Source organism: Acidobacteriota bacterium, from assembly GCA_028875575.1.
Classification (GTDB): domain Bacteria; phylum Acidobacteriota; class Terriglobia; order Versatilivoradales; family Versatilivoraceae; genus Versatilivorator.
The window spans coordinates 1-17,079 of record JAPPDF010000020.1 but is presented as its reverse complement, the minus strand read 5'-3'; the positions used below and the strand labels follow the sequence as shown (position 1 = coordinate 17,079).

At 61.1% G+C, this 17,079-nt stretch carries 9 protein-coding genes; 8 read left to right on the top strand and 1 reads right to left on the bottom strand.

Annotation, left to right across the window (positions count from 1 at the left end):
• The first annotated feature begins 192 nt into the window (after window positions 1-192).
• From OXI69_02635 to OXI69_02625, 3 genes are all read left to right on the top strand, one after another.
• Entirely contained in the window at window positions 193-2,187 is a 1,995-nt protein-coding gene (locus OXI69_02635; protein MDE2665028.1) for a YjhG/YagF family D-xylonate dehydratase, read from the top strand.
• Window positions 2,188-2,513: 326 nt separating this feature from the next.
• Complete coding sequence (locus OXI69_02630) at window positions 2,514-4,787, top strand: nitrite/sulfite reductase (GenBank protein MDE2665027.1); 2,274 nt, start codon at window positions 2,514-2,516, stop codon at window positions 4,785-4,787.
• Window positions 4,788-4,797: 10 nt separating this feature from the next.
• On the top strand, window positions 4,798-5,376 hold the full coding sequence (locus OXI69_02625) for a hypothetical protein (GenBank protein MDE2665026.1): 579 nt from the start codon (window positions 4,798-4,800) through the stop codon (window positions 5,374-5,376).
• Window positions 5,377-5,386: 10 nt separating this feature from the next.
• Here the strand turns inward: OXI69_02625 and OXI69_02620 are convergent, their stop codons facing one another.
• Window positions 5,387-6,469, bottom strand: a complete 1,083-nt coding sequence (locus OXI69_02620) for a tetratricopeptide repeat protein (GenBank protein MDE2665025.1) — start codon at window positions 6,467-6,469, stop codon at window positions 5,387-5,389.
• Window positions 6,470-6,719: 250 nt separating this feature from the next.
• Between OXI69_02620 and OXI69_02615 the strand changes: the two genes are divergently transcribed.
• The 5 genes from OXI69_02615 (at window position 6,720) to OXI69_02595 (ending at window position 16,836) form a co-directional block, all read left to right on the top strand.
• Window positions 6,720-7,889 carry a threonine synthase gene (locus OXI69_02615; GenBank protein MDE2665024.1) on the top strand — a complete coding sequence of 390 codons (1,170 nt, stop codon included), beginning with the start codon at window positions 6,720-6,722 and terminating at the stop codon, window positions 7,887-7,889.
• A 58-nt stretch (window positions 7,890-7,947) separates the two neighbouring features.
• Complete coding sequence (locus OXI69_02610; protein ID MDE2665023.1) at window positions 7,948-9,150, top strand: DHHA1 domain-containing protein; 1,203 nt, start codon at window positions 7,948-7,950, stop codon at window positions 9,148-9,150.
• An 87-nt stretch (window positions 9,151-9,237) separates the two neighbouring features.
• Complete coding sequence (locus OXI69_02605) at window positions 9,238-12,537, top strand: helix-hairpin-helix domain-containing protein (GenBank protein MDE2665022.1); 3,300 nt, start codon at window positions 9,238-9,240, stop codon at window positions 12,535-12,537.
• 30 nt (window positions 12,538-12,567) lie between these two features.
• Window positions 12,568-16,362, top strand: coding sequence for a hypothetical protein (locus tag OXI69_02600; GenBank protein ID MDE2665021.1), 3,795 nt, complete (start codon window positions 12,568-12,570; stop codon window positions 16,360-16,362).
• A 54-nt stretch (window positions 16,363-16,416) separates the two neighbouring features.
• Window positions 16,417-16,836, top strand: coding sequence for an archease (locus OXI69_02595; protein ID MDE2665020.1), 420 nt, complete (start codon window positions 16,417-16,419; stop codon window positions 16,834-16,836).
• Window positions 16,837-17,079: the final 243 nt, after the last annotated feature.

Sequence of the window (17,079 nt, the reverse complement as noted above, 5' to 3'; positions counted from 1 at the left end):
TGAAACAGAGAAAAAGAGTTATCCACCAAGACACACGAAGATTCACGAAGGGCCACTAAGGGTTTGAGGTTGACCGCGACGGAATGCAAGGGTCACGAATGGATGGTCGATTTCAGATTACTTCACTCTCGAATGATCCGCCTGTCGTCGGCGGCGGCACACATTTAAAACAAACGATTGGGGAGGCTCACTATGAGCCATGGGGAAGGGAACAACCGCATTCTCGATTCCAACGATCCGGCTCTGTATGAGATCCGCACCAAGGCGCGGGGCCCGGAGGGCCGTGTTCCGATCAACGAGGACTTGCTCCGCCACGCTCCCAGCGGCAACCTCTTCGCCTTCAGTCAAAATGCGGGCATGGGCTGGAATCCCTCCGAACTGGGTCGAAGGGAGTTTCTCATCCTGAGCACCCAGGGGGGCATTCGGGCCCCGGACGGACGGCCTCTGGCTCTGGGCTACCACGTGGGACATTGGGAGGTAGGACTGTTAATGCAGGCGGCCGCGGAAGAGATCCGCGCCTCCGGCTGCATTCCCTATGCCGCCTACTGTACCGACCCCTGCGATGGTCGCACTCAGGGCACGCCGGGAATGATGGACAGCCTCCCTTACCGCAACGACGCCGCCCAGATTTTTCGCCGTCAGATCCGATCGCTGCCCACCCGCAGCGGCGTAATGGGAGTGGCCACCTGCGACAAGGGACTGCCTGCCATGATGATGGCTTTGGCCTCAACCCGAGATCTGCCCTGCGTCCTGGTCCCCGGGGGGGTGACTCTACCTCCTGCCGAGGGAGAGGATGCCGGCACCGTCCAATCCATTGGATCGCGCTTTGCCCACGGAGAAGCCACTCTGGAGGATGCCGCCGAAGCTCTGTGCCGGGCCTGCGCCTCTCCGGGGGGCGGCTGCCAGTTTCTGGGAACGGCGGCCACGGCGCAGGTCGTCGGAGAAGCCCTGGGTCTGGCCCTGCCGCACTCGGCTTTGGCTCCATCGGGCCAGGAGATATGGCTCGACATGGCTCGCCGGTCGGCACGGGCGCTAATGTTGCTGGAGAGAGAAAACCTCAGCACGGGCCGGCTGTTGACCGAGAAGTCCATTCACAATGCGATGGCTGTGCATGCCGCCTTTGGCGGGTCCACCAACCTGCTCCTGCACCTCCCGGCTATCGCCCATGGAGCCGGACTACGGCGTCCAACGGCGGCTGACTGGGCCGCAATGAACCGCCGGGTGCCGCGCATCGTGGATGTACTGCCCAACGGCCCCCGGCACCATCCGACGGTTCGCGTCTTCCTTGCCGGAGGCGTCCCCGAGGTCATGCTGCACCTGCGGGATCTCGAACTCCTGCATCTGGATGCCCAGACCGTCAGCGGGCTGTCCCTGGGGGAGGTCCTGGAATGGTGGGAGCGATCCGACCGGCGACGTGACTTGCGCCGCAGGCTTGGGGAACTGGACGGCGTCGACCCGGACGACGTGATCATGAGCCCCGCAGAGGCTCGACGACGGGGATTGACCAGCACCGTTACCCTTCCCGGGGGGAACCTGGCTCCGGAGGGCTCGGTGATCAAGAGCACGGCCATCGATCCGTCGGTGGTCGATCCGGACGGCGTCTACCGCAAGGTAGGTCCGGCCCGGGTATTTACCAGGGAGACCGACGCCATTGCCGCCATCAAGAGCCGGCAGCAAGACCGGGTCAAGCCTGGGGATATCGTGGTATTGATCTGTCGCGGCCCGGCCGGATCGGGGATGGAAGAAATTTACCAGATCACATCCGCTCTGAAACACCTCTCCTTCGGGAAACACATCGCTGTGGTGACCGACGCCCGCTTTTCAGGAGTCTCCACGGGAGCCTGTATCGGCCATGTCGGCCCGGAGGCGCTGGCCGGCGGGCCGATCGGCAAGGTCAGAGACGGCGACATCATACAAATCGTCATCGATCGAAATCGGTTGGAGGGAAGTGTCGACCTGGTGGGCTACGAGGGGAAAGTGCTTGGAGCCGTAGCCGGAAGCGAAATCCTGGCGTCGCGGGCAGCGCCAGACCACCTCACTCACGACAGCCGGCTTCCCGGTGACTCGCGTCTCTGGGCGGCCCTGCAGCAGGTGAGCGGGGGGACCTGGGGTGGCTGTGTCTTCGATGTGGAGACCATTGTCAGGACCCTGGAGGCCGGCGCCCGGGCACAGGAAAACCAAAGCTGATTGCGGCGCGGGAACATTTTGGTCAGCCGAGGCATTTGCGAAATGCGGCAGCGGGATCCTTGCCGGGAATGGCCACAAAAGGCACAAAACACAATTGGTGACTTTTGTGCTTTTTGTGGTTAGACAGCATTTTTCACCAGGTCGCACCCGATATCGAAAAAGGCAGAACATCACGTTCGCCGGCAAAATGACCTGCCCCGTTGCGAATTTTGCAAAAAGCTCCCCCTGACTATAGAATAGGCTCTCCGAGCGGTTCGGGAGTTAACGGCATCTCGGCTTGAACCATCGGTGGTTTCCTTCACCGACACCGCCAGGGAGAACCCTGAATGAAAGCTTCCAACCATCTTTGGAAAGAACGGCTTGCAGGCGAAATCGCCGAGCCCCTGAACCGGGAAATCGATATCTTCGAAACCGAGATCGACTTGCGGCGACAGGGGAAGGTGGATGAGCGGGTCTTCGCGGAGACCCGGCTGCGACGTGGCGTTTACGGACAGCGATACGACAACGGTCAACGGCACGACGGCAAAGTCGCCAGATCCCTGGAGTATCCCACCACCAATCCGACCAAGGGCCCCAACACCCTCTGGGATGCCCCGGGTATGCAGCGAATCAAAATTCCCTACGGTGGACTCGATCCCGCTCAACTCGAGGTGATGGCCGACCTGGCCGAGGAGTACTCCGACGGTATCTCCCACATCACCACCCGGCAGGACTTCCAGCTACACTTCGTTCACATGGAGGACACTCCGACTCTGATGCGACGATTGGCGGCGGTCGGAATCACCACTCGTGAGGCTTGCGGCAATTCGGTTCGCAACGTCACCGCCTGCCCCTATTCCGGGGTCTGCCCGGACGAGGCATTCGATGTAACTCCCTATGCCAAGGCTCTGTCCCGATTCCTGCTGGGCCACCCCGACTGCCAGAACTTCGGCAGAAAATTCAAACCGGCCTTCAGTGGATGTAGCCAGCACGCCTGCGGACTCACCACCATGCACGATCTGGGCGCCATCGCCGTGACTCGCAGGGAGAACGGCGTCGAAGCCCGCGGGTTTGAACTGTATGTCGGCGGCGGATTGGGGGCCGTTCCTTATCAGGCCAAACTCTTCGATGAGTTCCTGCTTCCGGAACAACTGCTACCGACCGCACAGGCCATTGCCCGCGTGTTCGGCCGACTCGGCGAGAAGAAGAATCGAGCCAGAGCCCGAATCAAGTTCCTGGTGCACGACCTGGGCATCGAGAAGTTCAAGGCCCTGGTTCTGGAAGAGCGCGACCGCCTTCCTCGGGATCCCCGATGGCAGCAATATGTCGATGAGGCGCTGGCGGCATCCGGGGAAGAATCGGCCATGGCGGGCGACGACCTGTCCGAGCCGGGGGCGGCGTCGCCCGAATTCCAGCAGTGGTTGAAGACCAACGTACGGCCACAAAGACAGACAGGCTTTGTGGTTGCCACCGTCAGCCTGCCCGTGGGGGATATCAGTTCCGATCAGCTTCGCTCTCTGGCGGACATCGCCCGCCGCTTCACTCCGGATGGGGTACGCACGACCGTGGAACAAAACATCGTCCTGCGCTGGGTGCGTCGAAGCGACCTTGCCCAACTCTACCAAGCCCTGGAATCGGCCCAATTGGCCCAGCCCGGGGCAAGCAACATCGTCGATGTGGTGGCCTGTCCGGGTACAGACACCTGCAAGCTGGGGATCTCTTCATCGAGGGGGCTGGCTGCCGAACTCCAACGCCGGTTGGCCGACAAGGGTGCGGAGATGGATCAAGCCATCCAGGATCTGCACATCAAGGTCAGCGGCTGCTTCAACAGTTGTGGCCAGCATCACATCGCCGACCTGGGGTTTTATGGAGTGAGTCGAAAGGTTGGTGGTTACGCCGTACCCCATTTTCAGGTGGTTCTGGGAGGCCAGTGGACCCAAAATGCTGCCTCCTACGGCCTGCCCATCGTTGCCATCCCCTCCAAGAATATCCCCGAGGTGGTTTCCCGCCTGGGAGAACGCTATGTCAGTGATCGCCTGCAGGGAGAGAACTTTCAGGAATTCGTCAAACGCACCGGGAAGCTGCAGGTCCGAAAGTTGTTGGAGGATCTGGCCAAGGTTCCCGGCTATGAAGCCGACCGCTCCTACTTCAGCGACTGGGGGGACCCCAGAGAATACAGCATCAGCGACATTGGAAAAGGCGAGTGCGCCGGCGAGGTAGTCACCGCGGTGGAGTTCGATTTGGTGGCGGCCGAGCGTCAGGTCTTCGAGGCACAGGTACTTGCCGAGGGGAGCAATTTCCAGAAGGCCGGCGAGACCGCCTACGGAGCCATGCTCCATGCTGCCAAGGGACTGATTAAATTAGAGTTTTTGGATGTTGCCGATGATCAGGATGTCATCATAGCCGAGTTCCGCACTCGATATTTCGACACCCGGAAAATCTTCGATCCCTTTGCCGGTCCCAAGTTCGCCAACTACCTCTTCGCCGCCCACCGAAGCTCGGGAAACGGCCACACGCGGGAATCTTCCAGGCGGCTGATCGAGGAGGCCCAGCTCTTTATCGAGGCCTGCCACGGCTGCTTCAACCGCATGGGACTTACTCCCAGCGCGGCTACTGCTTGATTCTTACCGAATGGAAATCCAACACCTCTACCTGAAGCTGCACCTCGAGCACTCAGGCATGGTTGACCTGGAGCCCTTGATCCCGATCTTTCATGACTGGGTGAGGGAGCAGAGTTGTGAGGAAACGCTGGTGGATGTGGCCGACTACCGCCATGTGCCCGCCGGCCCCGGCATTCTTCTGGTGGGCCATGAAGCCGATTTCAGCCTCGACTGGAGCGACAACCGTCTCGGCGTTCGCTACAACCGCAAGGCAAGGCTGAAGGGCGAAAACCATGACCGCTTTCGCCAGGCCTTGCGGGCAGTGCTGATGACCTGCAGGAGATTGGAGGAGGATGGACGCCTGGAGGGGAAGCTGGGCTTCGCGAGCCGGGCATTCGAGATTGGCGTCAACGATCGACTGCTGGCCCCCAATAACCAGGAGACCTACGCTTCGCTGAGCCCCGAGATCAGCTCCTTTTGCGATGGGCTGTTCGGCCGGAACAGCTACTCGGTCACCCACCAGGCCGATCCACGCCGGCGATTCTCAGTACTGGTGCAAACGCCTCGCCCCATGGACCGCTCCGACTTGCTGACGGCCCTGTCGCCGTAGCGCCGTCAATTCACCGAGTCCCGTTCCTCAACTCTCTGTCAGCCTCAGCGATCACCGCTTCCAATCCATCCAGAGAGTCGTTGTTCCTGCTCTTGTAGAGACTCTCCAACTGAGCCCTGGCGGACTCAACCACCTGAGCAGGGGCGTTTTCCCGCAACACGATCACCTTGGCCAGGGCAGTGATGGCCTTGTCCCTCCAGGAAGCAAACTGGGCCTCCTTTTCCTCTTTGGCCGCGGTATCGGGGTTTTCCTTCTGATCCCATTCAGCCAGCTCCTGGCTGACGGCCAGTGCCTGATAATAGTAGGCGATCCCCATCCTGTAGAAATCGACGCTGTCACCCCTGGCCAGAGCGGTCGCTTTCTCGTACTCCTCGATGGCACTCGGATAGTCCTTGCTATTGAAGTAAATCAAACCCAGGGCGGAATGAACGCGGGCAGGCAGGTCTGCCTTTTGCCGGACCCATTGAGCTGCCGTCATTGCTGACGGCTTGGGTCCGCTGACAATGGCTTCGACCCGGCGCTGGGCCCGTTGAGCGATTTCAAGCGCTCTGCCCAATTGCCGGGCCCGGCCCGTCTCGTCCTCGGGCAGGAACCTCGGAAGCACCATCGAGAGCGTGAGGAGGGTCGGCAAGTGGCTGGACTCCACCGTCAGCAGCCTCTCGGCCGCCTCGATGGTCTTGGGAGGATCGTTGAGCTGCTGGTAGCTGCGGATCATCCGCTGAAGGATGAAAATCTTGGGCGCCTTGCCGGCCTCGGGGAACTCTTGCAATGCCCTCTCTCCCGCTGAAACCACCTTCTCATGGTTGCCCAACGCGTCATTGGCCTGAATATCCAATTGATAGGCGCCGAGGAGGTAGTCGGACTCGGGAAAGTCGGCGATGAACTTTCCGGCCAGCATCGCCTTTCGGCGCATATCCTTCTCGTTGTAAAGCTGGGTGTAGGCGTCGAATTCGGCTCTGGTCTTGGGCCGGGGAGCATCCTTCTTCTGCTGGGCGAGCGCGGAAGCAGAGACAACCAATACCACTAGCAGCACAACCGGCATCAGTCTGGCAGGGTCCTTCAGGCAACCGATCCTGCTTGAGAGCTTTGCCACGTTTCCCCTCCTTTGAGACAGCCGTGATCCGTCCATGAGGCTCCGCGTCAGGGCGAAGTCGATAAGAACTGTCACGACGGTCCTTGAGGGCTCGATTCTACGGCATCAAGGTTTTAACCCAATTTTCATGCCTTTGCAAGGGTGGGATGTGCCCTGCTGGACAACCGCTGGATGGGTTCAGGCAAGCGGGACATGGGGTATACTGGCGAATGGTCCGTCTTCACTATCCTCCTTTCGGGAGGTATCTGCGGTGAACCCCTTTGTGACCCATCTGGAATGCAGCGCCTGCGAGAAAATCCTGCCGCCGCGACAACTGATCAACCTGTGTCCCTGCGGGAGCCCCTTGCTGGTCCGCTATGACCTTTCGGCAGTCCGAGCGAAGCTTTCCCGGAAGGTCCTCGGGAGTCGACCTCATACGATGTGGAGGTACCGGGAACTGTTGCCTCCGGGAAATTCGCACGCCAGAATCAGCCTGGGCGAGGGCGGCACTCCGCTGGTCGATGCCGAGAGACTGGCGTCCAGCCTTGGCTTGTCCCGACTTTGGATCAAGGACGAGGGCACCAATCCCACGGGTTCTTTCAAAGCCCGGGGGCTATCGGCAGCGGTAACCATGGCCAAGGCCCTGGGTGCCGAAAATCTGGCAATTCCGTCGGCCGGCAATGCGGGTGGAGCACTGGCGGCCTACGCCGCCCAGGCCGGGCTGCAAGCCCACGTTTTCATGCCCCGGGATGTCCCGCCCGCCAACCGCATCGAGTGCGAAACCCTGGGAGCCCACATCCACTTGGTGGATGGTCTCATCACCGATTGCGGCCGGTTGGTGGCCCGGGAATCCAAAGACAACGGCTGGTTCGACGTCGCCACCCTGAAGGAGCCCTACCGGATCGAAGGCAAGAAGACGCTGGGTCTGGAATTGGCCGAGCAGCTCCGGTGGCGCCTGCCCGACGTCATCATTTATCCCACCGGAGGAGGAACAGGCCTGGTGGGAATGTGGAAGGCCTTCAATGAAATGCGGCAACTGGGCTGGATCGATTCCAAGCAACCCAAAATGGTAAGCGTTCAGGCTGTCGGATGTGCGCCGGTCGTAAGGGCGTTCGAGCAAGGCCACTCGAGATGCGAACCCTGGTCCTCCGCCGCGACACTTGCGGCCGGATTGCGGGTGCCGCGAGCCATCGGCGATTTCCTGATCCTGGAAATCCTGCGTCAAAGCGGTGGTACGGCGGTGGCCGTAACCGATGAAGAAATGTTGGCCGATGCCAGAGCCATGGGGCGATCGGAAGGTCTGTTTGTCTGTCCCGAAGGCGGAGCCACCCTGGCCGCTCTGAAGAAGCTGATCCGATCCGGTTTTGTCCGCCCTTCCGACGAAGTCGTCCTCTTCAATACCGGATCGGGGTTAAAGTACCTGCATCTATTCGAGGCTTGACGGTTCCGGCCCCTTGCCGCCGCGATTGCCAGGCCAAGCCACATTGGGAAGGCTCTCCATGACCGACCGACTCTACTATTCGGACAGCTATCTGGCCGAGTTCGAAGCCCGCGTTCTTCAGGGAGAACAGGTAGGGAAGCTTTTTGAAGTGAGGCTGGATCGAACGGCCTTCTATCCGACCTCCGGCGGCCAGCCTCATGATCTGGGCTCCATCGAGGGACATCCGGTCGTTGAAGTGGATGATGGACCCGGCGGGACCATCATCCATCGACTGGAACACCGTCCAGGCCCGACCAGGGTCCGCTGCCAAGTCCATTGGCCGAGACGTTTCGACCACATGCAGCAGCACACGGGCCAGCATATCCTTTCGCAATCCTTTATCCGAGTCGCTTCACTCGCCACCGTTGGATTTCATCTCAGCGCCGGGTATTCCACCATCGATCTCGAAGCGGCTGATGTAGACCCGAATGCCTTGCGCTCGGCAGAGGATCTGGCCAACTCGATCGTCTACCAGAATCGGAGTGTCACTTCGGAGCTGGTCCCCCCCGATGAAGCTGCCAGACTCAACTTGCGCAAGCCAAGCCAGCGGGAAGGAATCCTTCGAGTGGTTTCCATCCGGGACTTTGACGTTTCAGCCTGTGGCGGCACCCATGTGAGGCAAACCGGGGAAATCGGTGGAATATTCATCAATGGGGTTGAGCGCGTGAACCGCCGGACCCGCGTCGAATTCGTTTGCGGGGGGCGTTCACTCCACTCCTATCGCCGCTGCTCGGAGGACCTGGATCGAATCGCCAAGGGACTCTCGGTAGCCCCTCAGGATGCCCCCGACCGAGTGGAGAAGCAGACGCGGGAAATGAAAAACATACGTAAACGCTTGAAGGCAAAGGACGAATGGCTGGCTGAACTGCTGGCGCAAGACCTTTTCTACCAGTCGCCATCCCAAGAGGGAATCCGAATCGTGCAGCATCAATTTGAAGGAGAAGAGCGAACCTTCCTGACCCTGTTGGCACAACGTCTCCTGGCTTGCGGTCCGTGTTGGGTTCTGCTGGGCAACGGCGGAGAGCAAGCACAACTTCTCCTGGCCCGGAGCCAGTCTCTACCCGGCGATCTTCGCCCAGTGATGAAAGAGTGCAGCCTCATAATATCGGGAAGGGGCGGGGGCTCACCGGCCCTGGTTCAGGGCGGTGGGAGCGATTCCAGCCAACTTCGCAACGCCCTGGATTGCGCGGCCCGACGAGTACTGGCCCTGGCGAACGGTTAAGTGAACTCAAACCCATGCAGGGGTTGCGGCACCGCCGCGAAGCCTGTTCTGGTATAATTATCCGCCCGCTGGTAGGAAATGAACCGCATGGATCTGGACCCCACCCTACTCCAAAAGATCGCCGAGGAATCCGGAGCCTCAACCAAACAGGTTGCCTCCACCCTGGACTTGCTGGAAAAGCGGTCGGCCATCCCCTTCATCGCCAGGTACCGCAAGGAAGTCACGGGGAACCTGGACGAGCCCAGGATTCGACGAATTGCCGAATGCCACGGCCGATATCGGGCACTGCTGAAGCGACGGCGGTCGATTCTGGCCAGGATTGAAGACCAGGGCAAGCTCACCGAGGAGCTAAGGGACCGGATTCTGGCCTGCAACGACAAGACCAGGCTGGAAGATCTTTACTCTCCCTTCAAGCGCAAGGAAAGCAAGGAAGCATCCGCCGCCAGAGAGAAAGGGCTGGAGCCCCTGGCCAAAAAGCTGTGGGAGCAGGAAACCGGGGAATTCTCCGTCGACGCCGCGGCCGAAGAGTTTCTCTCGGAGGAGAAGGCCGTTGCCACAAGAGAGGAGGCCATCGAAGGCGCGCTGGCAATTGTGGCCGGGTGGGTAGCGGACGATGCCGCCATTCGAGGTGCTCTCAGGAAATTGATGGTGTCGGATGGCGTGCTGGTTGCGAAGGTCGTTGAAGGAAAAGAGGGAGAAAAGAGCAAATACGAGAGCTTCTACGACTTCCGCGAAGGAATTTCCCGGATTCCCTTCCAGCGCATGACGGCGCTGCGACGCGGCGCCAGGGAAGGAATTCTGACCCTTGAAATCGAATTGGACGATCAAAAGGCGCTTCAGCTGATCAAGGACAAGGCCATCCGCCAAACCGATTCCCCTTGCGTTCCTCATCTGGAGAAAGCCATCCGGAATGCCTACTTCCACTCCTTGAAACCTCTCCTCCAGGCTGCAGTCCGATCCAACCTGAAGGAAAAGTCCGAAAACGAAGCGCTGAAACTGTTTCAAGCCAATCTTGCCAATTTGCTTTTGGCCCCTCCGGTGGGGTCGGTTCCAGTCATCGGAATCGATCCCGGAGCCCGGCCGGCCTGCAGGATAGCGGTCATCGACGGGAATGGGGGCTATCGTGAGCACGCCACCCTTGCTCCCGGCTTGCCGCGGAAAAACAGCGATCGGGCCGAGGCCATCCTCTACCGGCTCATCCAACGCCACGGAACCCATGCCATCGCCATCGGCAATGGAGTCGGCTCACGGGAAACCGAGCGTTTCGTCAAGAGTTTCCTGGCCAAGTATCACTCCGGGCACTCCTTCGATCTCTCTCTGGTCCGCGGCAAGGCAGCCCGATCCGATTCTCCATCCAAAAAGGGGAAAACAGTCAATGGCCAGACGGCCAGTGAACCTTCCGCCCCGGGAGAACAAAGCCCGCCTCCTCTAACCGACGCGGTGGAGAAGCCCAATCCCCCCCAGGAAGATTCTCCGTCAGCCTCCGACGGGAATGATCCCGCGGTGGTGTCCGATCCGGTCATGCAGAAAAGCGAAGGGGGAATCGACTCGGGTAGCTCCCCCGCCGACCCGTTATCCGAAGACGACCCCGCCCCGACGGCCTCTCCCTCGGCCGACAGCGCGGCGAGTGCTTCCGCCGAAAGCAGCCAGCAGAGCGGCGAGACGGTGTCCTTGAAACCGGGTGACACCGAGACTCCCCCGCCGGCCGAAGCAGCACCGGCTACGGCTGAGACTCAACAGGCTTCACAGGATGCGGTCGACCCCGCCCCGACGGCCTCTCCATCGGCCGACAGCGCGCCGAGTGCTTCCGCCGAAAGCAGCCAGCAGAGCGGCGAGACGGTGTCCTTGAAACCGGGTGACACCGAGACTCCCCCGCCGGCCGAAGCAGCACCGGCTACGGCTGAGACTCAACAGGCTTCACAGGATGCGGTCGACCCCGCCCCGACGGCCTCTCCATCGGCCGACAGCGCGGCGAGCGCTTCCGCCGAAAGCAGCCAGCAGAGTGGCAAGACGGTGCCCTCGAAACCGGTTGACATTGAGACTCCCTCGCCGACAGAAGCAGCACCGGCTCCGGCTGAGACTCAGCAGGCTCCACAGGATGCGGAGCAGTCCCAAAGACAGCCGATCTTTTCCGCCATCGTCCACAAGGGCGGAACGGCAGCCTATGCGAACTCGGAGGCGGCGCGAAAGGAATTTCCCAGACTGGACCTTGGAGTTCGTGGAGCTATTTCCATCGCCCGGCGAATGCAGGATCCGTTGTCCGAGTTGGCGAAGATTCAGCCCGCGGCCGTCGTAGCGGGTCCGGATCCCCACGAGGTTGACCGGCAGCGCCTCAAGCGGAAACTGAACGGAACCGTGGAGTCCTGTATCAACCAGGTGGGTGTGGACGTGAACACGGCGCCGGTGGAAATGCTGGCTCACGTGGCCGGGTTGAACACATCCTTGGCTCGGAGCATCGTCGAATACCGCCGACAGCACGGCCCCTTCTCCTCGCGCTCTCAACTGATGGAGGTTCCGGGCGTTACCGACAACAGCTTCGAGCAGGCCGCCGGATTCCTGCGGGTTCCCGAGAGCGAACAGCCCCTGGACCGAACGGCCGTTCATCCCGAGTGTTACAGCCTGGTGGAGGAGATGGCTGGATCGGTGCAGGCGACCGTGGCTGAACTGATGGAAAGTCCGGAGAAACTCAAGGCCTTGGATCTGGAGAAACTATCCAATGATCGGTTCGGACTGCCGACGCTGCAGGACATTAGACGGGAACTGAGTCGCCGTGGGCGAGACCGTCGGAAAGCCTTCGTTCCACCTTCGTTTCGCGCGGATGTCAAGGAGCTGTCGGATCTGCAGAAGGGGATGTTGGTCGAGGGTACGGTGAGCAACGTGACCAGTTTCGGCGCATTCGTGGATATCGGAGTGCAACAGGAAGGGCTCGTTCATATTTCCGAACTATCCAGCCGGTTTGTGCAGGACGCGAACCAAGCGGTCCACGTAGGCCAGGTGATCAAGGCCAAAGTCATTGGAGTGGACACCGACACCAACAGGATTTCGCTCTCGATCAAGGCACTCCGGGTCAGGGAAAACTCCAGAAAGCGCAAGAAGAAAAAGCCGCTCAAGACAGACTCCCGCCCATCCACGCCCAGGCCCAGGCATGCATCCACCGACGGAAAGGGCGACTACCAGGAAAAGCGCCGCTCCGGGAGGCCGGAACGGAAACCTGTTGGCCGCAAGGGGCGTCCGGGGAAAAAGCGCCAGGCCACCGCCCTCAAGACCGCGGCCATCCAGCGCCATCGAACCAGGACTCCTGAACCCGAAGTTCTCCCGGACACTTCCAATCTATCCTTTTCGGAGAAGATTCGCCTCCTCCAGGAAAAGTTCAGCGGGATCCGTTAGCAGCACCCGAGTCTGCCCGCATTTTTTCCGGTGACCACGCACATCAGAAGACACTATTGGGCCCCATTACTTTTACTCTCGGCGATTCCGCTGGCAGGCTCTGCGGAGGAGTCCCTGGCCGATCGAAGCGCCTCGCCCCTTTTTTACGCTTCCTTTGAAAAGAGAGTTCTAGCCGACCAGGCGGAGGGAGACGCCGCTCCCCTGGGTAACAGGGAGGTGCGCATCGCCAGGCGCGGCCGACAGGGAAGAGCCCTGTTTCTGGACTGGGGAGCCCTGCTCAGCTTTGCCGCAGCCGGCAATGTCTATCCTCATCAAGGGACCTTGTCCTTCTGGTGGCAACTGGACGAGCCTCCCGGAAAGACCCCTTTTTCCCTCATTCGTATCAGTACCCGGCAGCTTCATTCCCCCCAACACCTCTTCGCTCACCTCTTCTGGACAGGTGAAACGCTCAAATTGAGGCTCTTCGACCGGGACTCTCGAATCCTGGAGGCGGATGCCGGAACCAACGCCGGCGTCGTAGCCGGCCGCTGGATCCTTTTGGCCTTTACCTGGCATGAACTGGAGGGACTGCGCTTCTTCATGGACGGGAGGGAGGTTGGCAACAGCCTGGGGCGATACCATTTTGGCAGGTGGCTGGGCCAGATCGGCATTCACACCCAGGCGCTGACCCCCTACTACCGGAAGGGCAATGAGAGACGCGCCTATGTGGACGAATTCCGCATTTTTGCGGAAGCCTTGAGTCCCGGAGCCATTGCAAACCTTTCTCAGCTCGGCGCCGGTCGTTCCGGCCGGCACCCTTCGGCGAAAAAGGTCGACGCCGGATTGCGTTCCGGCCACTGGGCCCAGCGTTTCGGATGGAACAATCCGGAAGCCACGCTGGCGCTGAGGGCCCCGATCTCCATTCGCCCGGTGAGAATCCTGTCCGCCCGGGACCTCAAGCGAGCCTCGCCGGCAGCCGTGGACGGTTTCTCCGAAAGCTCATGGCCGCCGGCAATGCAGGGATATCCACAAGAGGGAAGGACCTTGCAGCTCGAGGCTCCGCAGGAGGCCTTCAGCTACCTCAGCCTGCGAGGCAATCTGAAGGGAAAGATCTATGGAAGCGAGGGAAGCCGGCGCCGGCTGCTTTGGGATCTTTCCTTGCAAGGGACCGGTGACGCCTCCAAGCTCCTGAATGCGCCCCTGTCCATTCCCCGGATCGAAGTGGAAAGAGTGTCCGGTCAGGTTCGAGAATTTTCTCTGCTGTCGATCCGCGAAGCACCCGGGAACGGGAGCGAAAGCGGGTGGCTGACCTTTCGACTGCTGCCCGTGGAACTGGCGGCCGACCTTCCGGGACAGTCTGCCCGGCAGGTCAGGTCTTTCTTCGGGCGACGAACGGATCTGCGTGCGGGCTATATTCCCCGGGATCGGGAGGCCTGGGTGGCTGTCCCCAAGGAAAGCTACAAGGCGCCCTCCGCCCCGCTGAAAACGTCTCCTACCCAGGGCTATCGACATATTTTTCTACCCCCCTTCCTGGGCCACACCGCCGTGAAGGCCATCCGGCTGCGCCTTGCCGGCTCCGGGGAGGGCATCCCGCTGGAGTCTAGGGTGCGATGGACGGTGAAGGACCCCATCCTCCCCCAACGGGATCTGTTTTCCCTGGATTTTCTTTGGTCGGCGGAAAATCCGCTCGACATCGATCTCGATCTTGACAACTGCTTTGTCCCTGCGGGTCAGCCCCTTTGGATGACAGTGGCCAGTGACCGGATCGACTTCTCCAGGCAACATTTCGAAAGTGCGGAGATCCGGGTGCGCACTGCCACAGAGTGGCGGCTGTCCGGGAATCGATCCGTGCAGACCGACCCCTTTAACGAGCGCTATCTGTTGATCCGCCAGGGTCTGCGCAACCTGACCCGGCGGTTGGACTGGATGTCCATGGACTTTGCCTCGGCTCGACGCAATTTCAGCAGCGTTGACGAGACTTTCCGCCTGGTGGAGGGACTGCTGCAATCCAGGCCCAAGGATCCGCAGGGGCTGGCCTTCAAGGGCCTGCTTCAACCCGATTCCATCCCGCCCGAACATCGAGACCAATTCGCCCCTCCTCCCGCATTCCCCCAATGGGCCGTTCAACAAAAGCGGCTGGTGGACCACTTCCGGCGCATTGCTCGCTGGTGGATCGACAATCGACAACTCCCGGACGGAGCATTCGGAGGTGGACTCGACGGGGACACCCGACTGGCGGCGCATTGGCCGGGGATCGCGCTGATGGAGGGCCCGGCACCCCGACTCAGGGAGTCCCTGGCCTCCCTGATCGAGTCCCGCATGCGCGACGGGACTCTGGAAAAAGGATTCAACCGTCAGGTTCAATCCGTCCGCCAGGCTTACCAGGCGGGATTGAGCCTGGCTCCGATGCTGGCCCTGCTGGATTACGGCAATCCCCGCTGGATCGAAATGCTGATGGAGAACTCCCGTCACCTGGACCGCCTCACCGCCGTCAACCCGGCAGGCCACCGCCATTTTCAAACCTCCCGACTGAGCGCAACCGAATCGGTGCGGCAGGGAATCCACGCCCGGGAAGAGGCCTGGAGTCCTCTCCTCTGGCACTCGGCCCTGACGCTGGCCGAGTACAATCGCAACCCAGTCCTGGTCGACCAGTTGAAGGAGTATGCCGCGGCGAGGCTGGAGCACTGGAAGAAAGACCGCTATCCGAGACTGACCCTGGCCATCCACTTTCCTACCGACGAGACCCTGAGCAGAGGACTGCCCGGTCGCCCCCTGCTGGACCTGATGTGGGGAGTCTTCCGGGTGACCGGCGACCCTGCATACCTGCGGCCCCTGGGCAGGCTGGTAAAGACCGGCCATACGGACACTGCCCAGACGACCGCGGCGCGGTGGCAACCGTTTCTGCCGGAGGCTGCCACCCCTGGCCCCTTTCTGAGTCTGCTTCCCCGGCTGAACCTCTGGAACCGTCACCTGCACTTCAGAGAGGCGGCGCTGCTGTCGCGTCAATATGCCTACGAGGCTACAGGCAAGAGAGGCTTTCTGCTCGACTACCAGGCCGCGCTGCTCAAGCACCTGGAACAGAACCGGACTCTTTATACCGAGGCGGAACCAAGCCCGGCCGGTGTCTTTATTCCCCACCGGGCCACCCAGCGGGCTCGCCTCGGTGGAGTCGCCCATGCAGACGAACAGATTTACGCGGGACACGCGCTGAGCTGGGAGAATACCCGCGGGCAGGTGGCCGCTCTGGTCTCCCTGGCCAAGCCCGATGCTCTGGAGGTCACCGTCTTCAATTTGGGCAAGACCCTGAAAGACGTCCGGATGCGGGTGTGGCAGTTGGAAAACGGCACCTACGAGGTGACCGAGGGCCTGGATCTCAATGACGACGGACTGGTCGACCTCGGCCTCACCCGCAGGATTCTAAGGCTCAAGCGTCACAGTTCCATTCCCTTGACACTGCGCGGGGGAAAGTCAACCATCATCAAGGCCAGGCAGAATGAGAAGGGAACTCCGGTCTGGCAGCTTCCCGACCTGGCCCTGGGCTCACAAGACTTTCGATACGAGGCCAACGACGACCAGGGGACAGTGACGCTCCACAACCTGGGCTCTGCCCCTTCGCAACCCTTCAGTCTGCAGATCCGCAATGCCAGGGGAAGCGTGATTCTCGAACGCCGGGTCGCCTCGCTGCCGGCTCCGCTGGACCTTCGCCCCAAGACCACGGCGGTTCCCGTCAGCGGATTGCGGGCTGCCAGCGACGGTTCAAGGCTTCACCTCCAGCTGCTGTCCGGGCCCGAGGTGGAAGAGATCACCACCCGGAACAATTCCCTTTGGGTGGATCTTCCCAGGTAACCCACTCTCAGCCGGTCTATGCACCGCGGACGTTGGAGGGAAACCAGTAGGACAATGGAAGCCGGCTACCGGATCCTGGACCACCCCGCCGACCTGGGGGTCGAAGCCCGTGGGAACACGTTGGCGGAAACCCTTGAGCAGGCGGCCTGCGGGCTTATGTCCGTGATTGTCGACCCCGACTCGGTGCGGCTGGTCGAGTCGAGGACGGTGAAGATCGAGGCAGGAGACCATCAGCAACTTCTGGTCAGGTGGTTGACCGAGGTGCTTTACCTCTACGACGGTTTGAAATTCGTCCCACGGGTCTTCAAGATCGGACGGGTATCTTCCCATCTCCTGGAGGCACGGGTTCGAGGAGAGCCGTTCGATCGCCTGCGCCACAGCGTTCGGCTGGACGTCAAGGCCATCACCTACCACCAGCTCGAGATCCGCAAGCGCCGGTCGGGCCATTGGCTGCAGGTGTTCCTGGACATCTAGCCCGCATTTCTCACCAGGTCGCTGGTAGCATGACGAAAGGTAGTTTATCTTTCAGTACCTTGATTGGCTCCATGGTAAGGGCTTGCAGGTAACAGGCGGCGCTGGGCATGCCCTAGCGTGTCCTTTTCCCTTCAGCGCGCACAGGCTCCCTCGACCGTAGTGACCGCTACGCTCTTCGGTCGCGAGCACGCGCTGAAGGGAAAATTCCTGCGCCATGATCATGCCCCCTGGTGAGAAATGCGG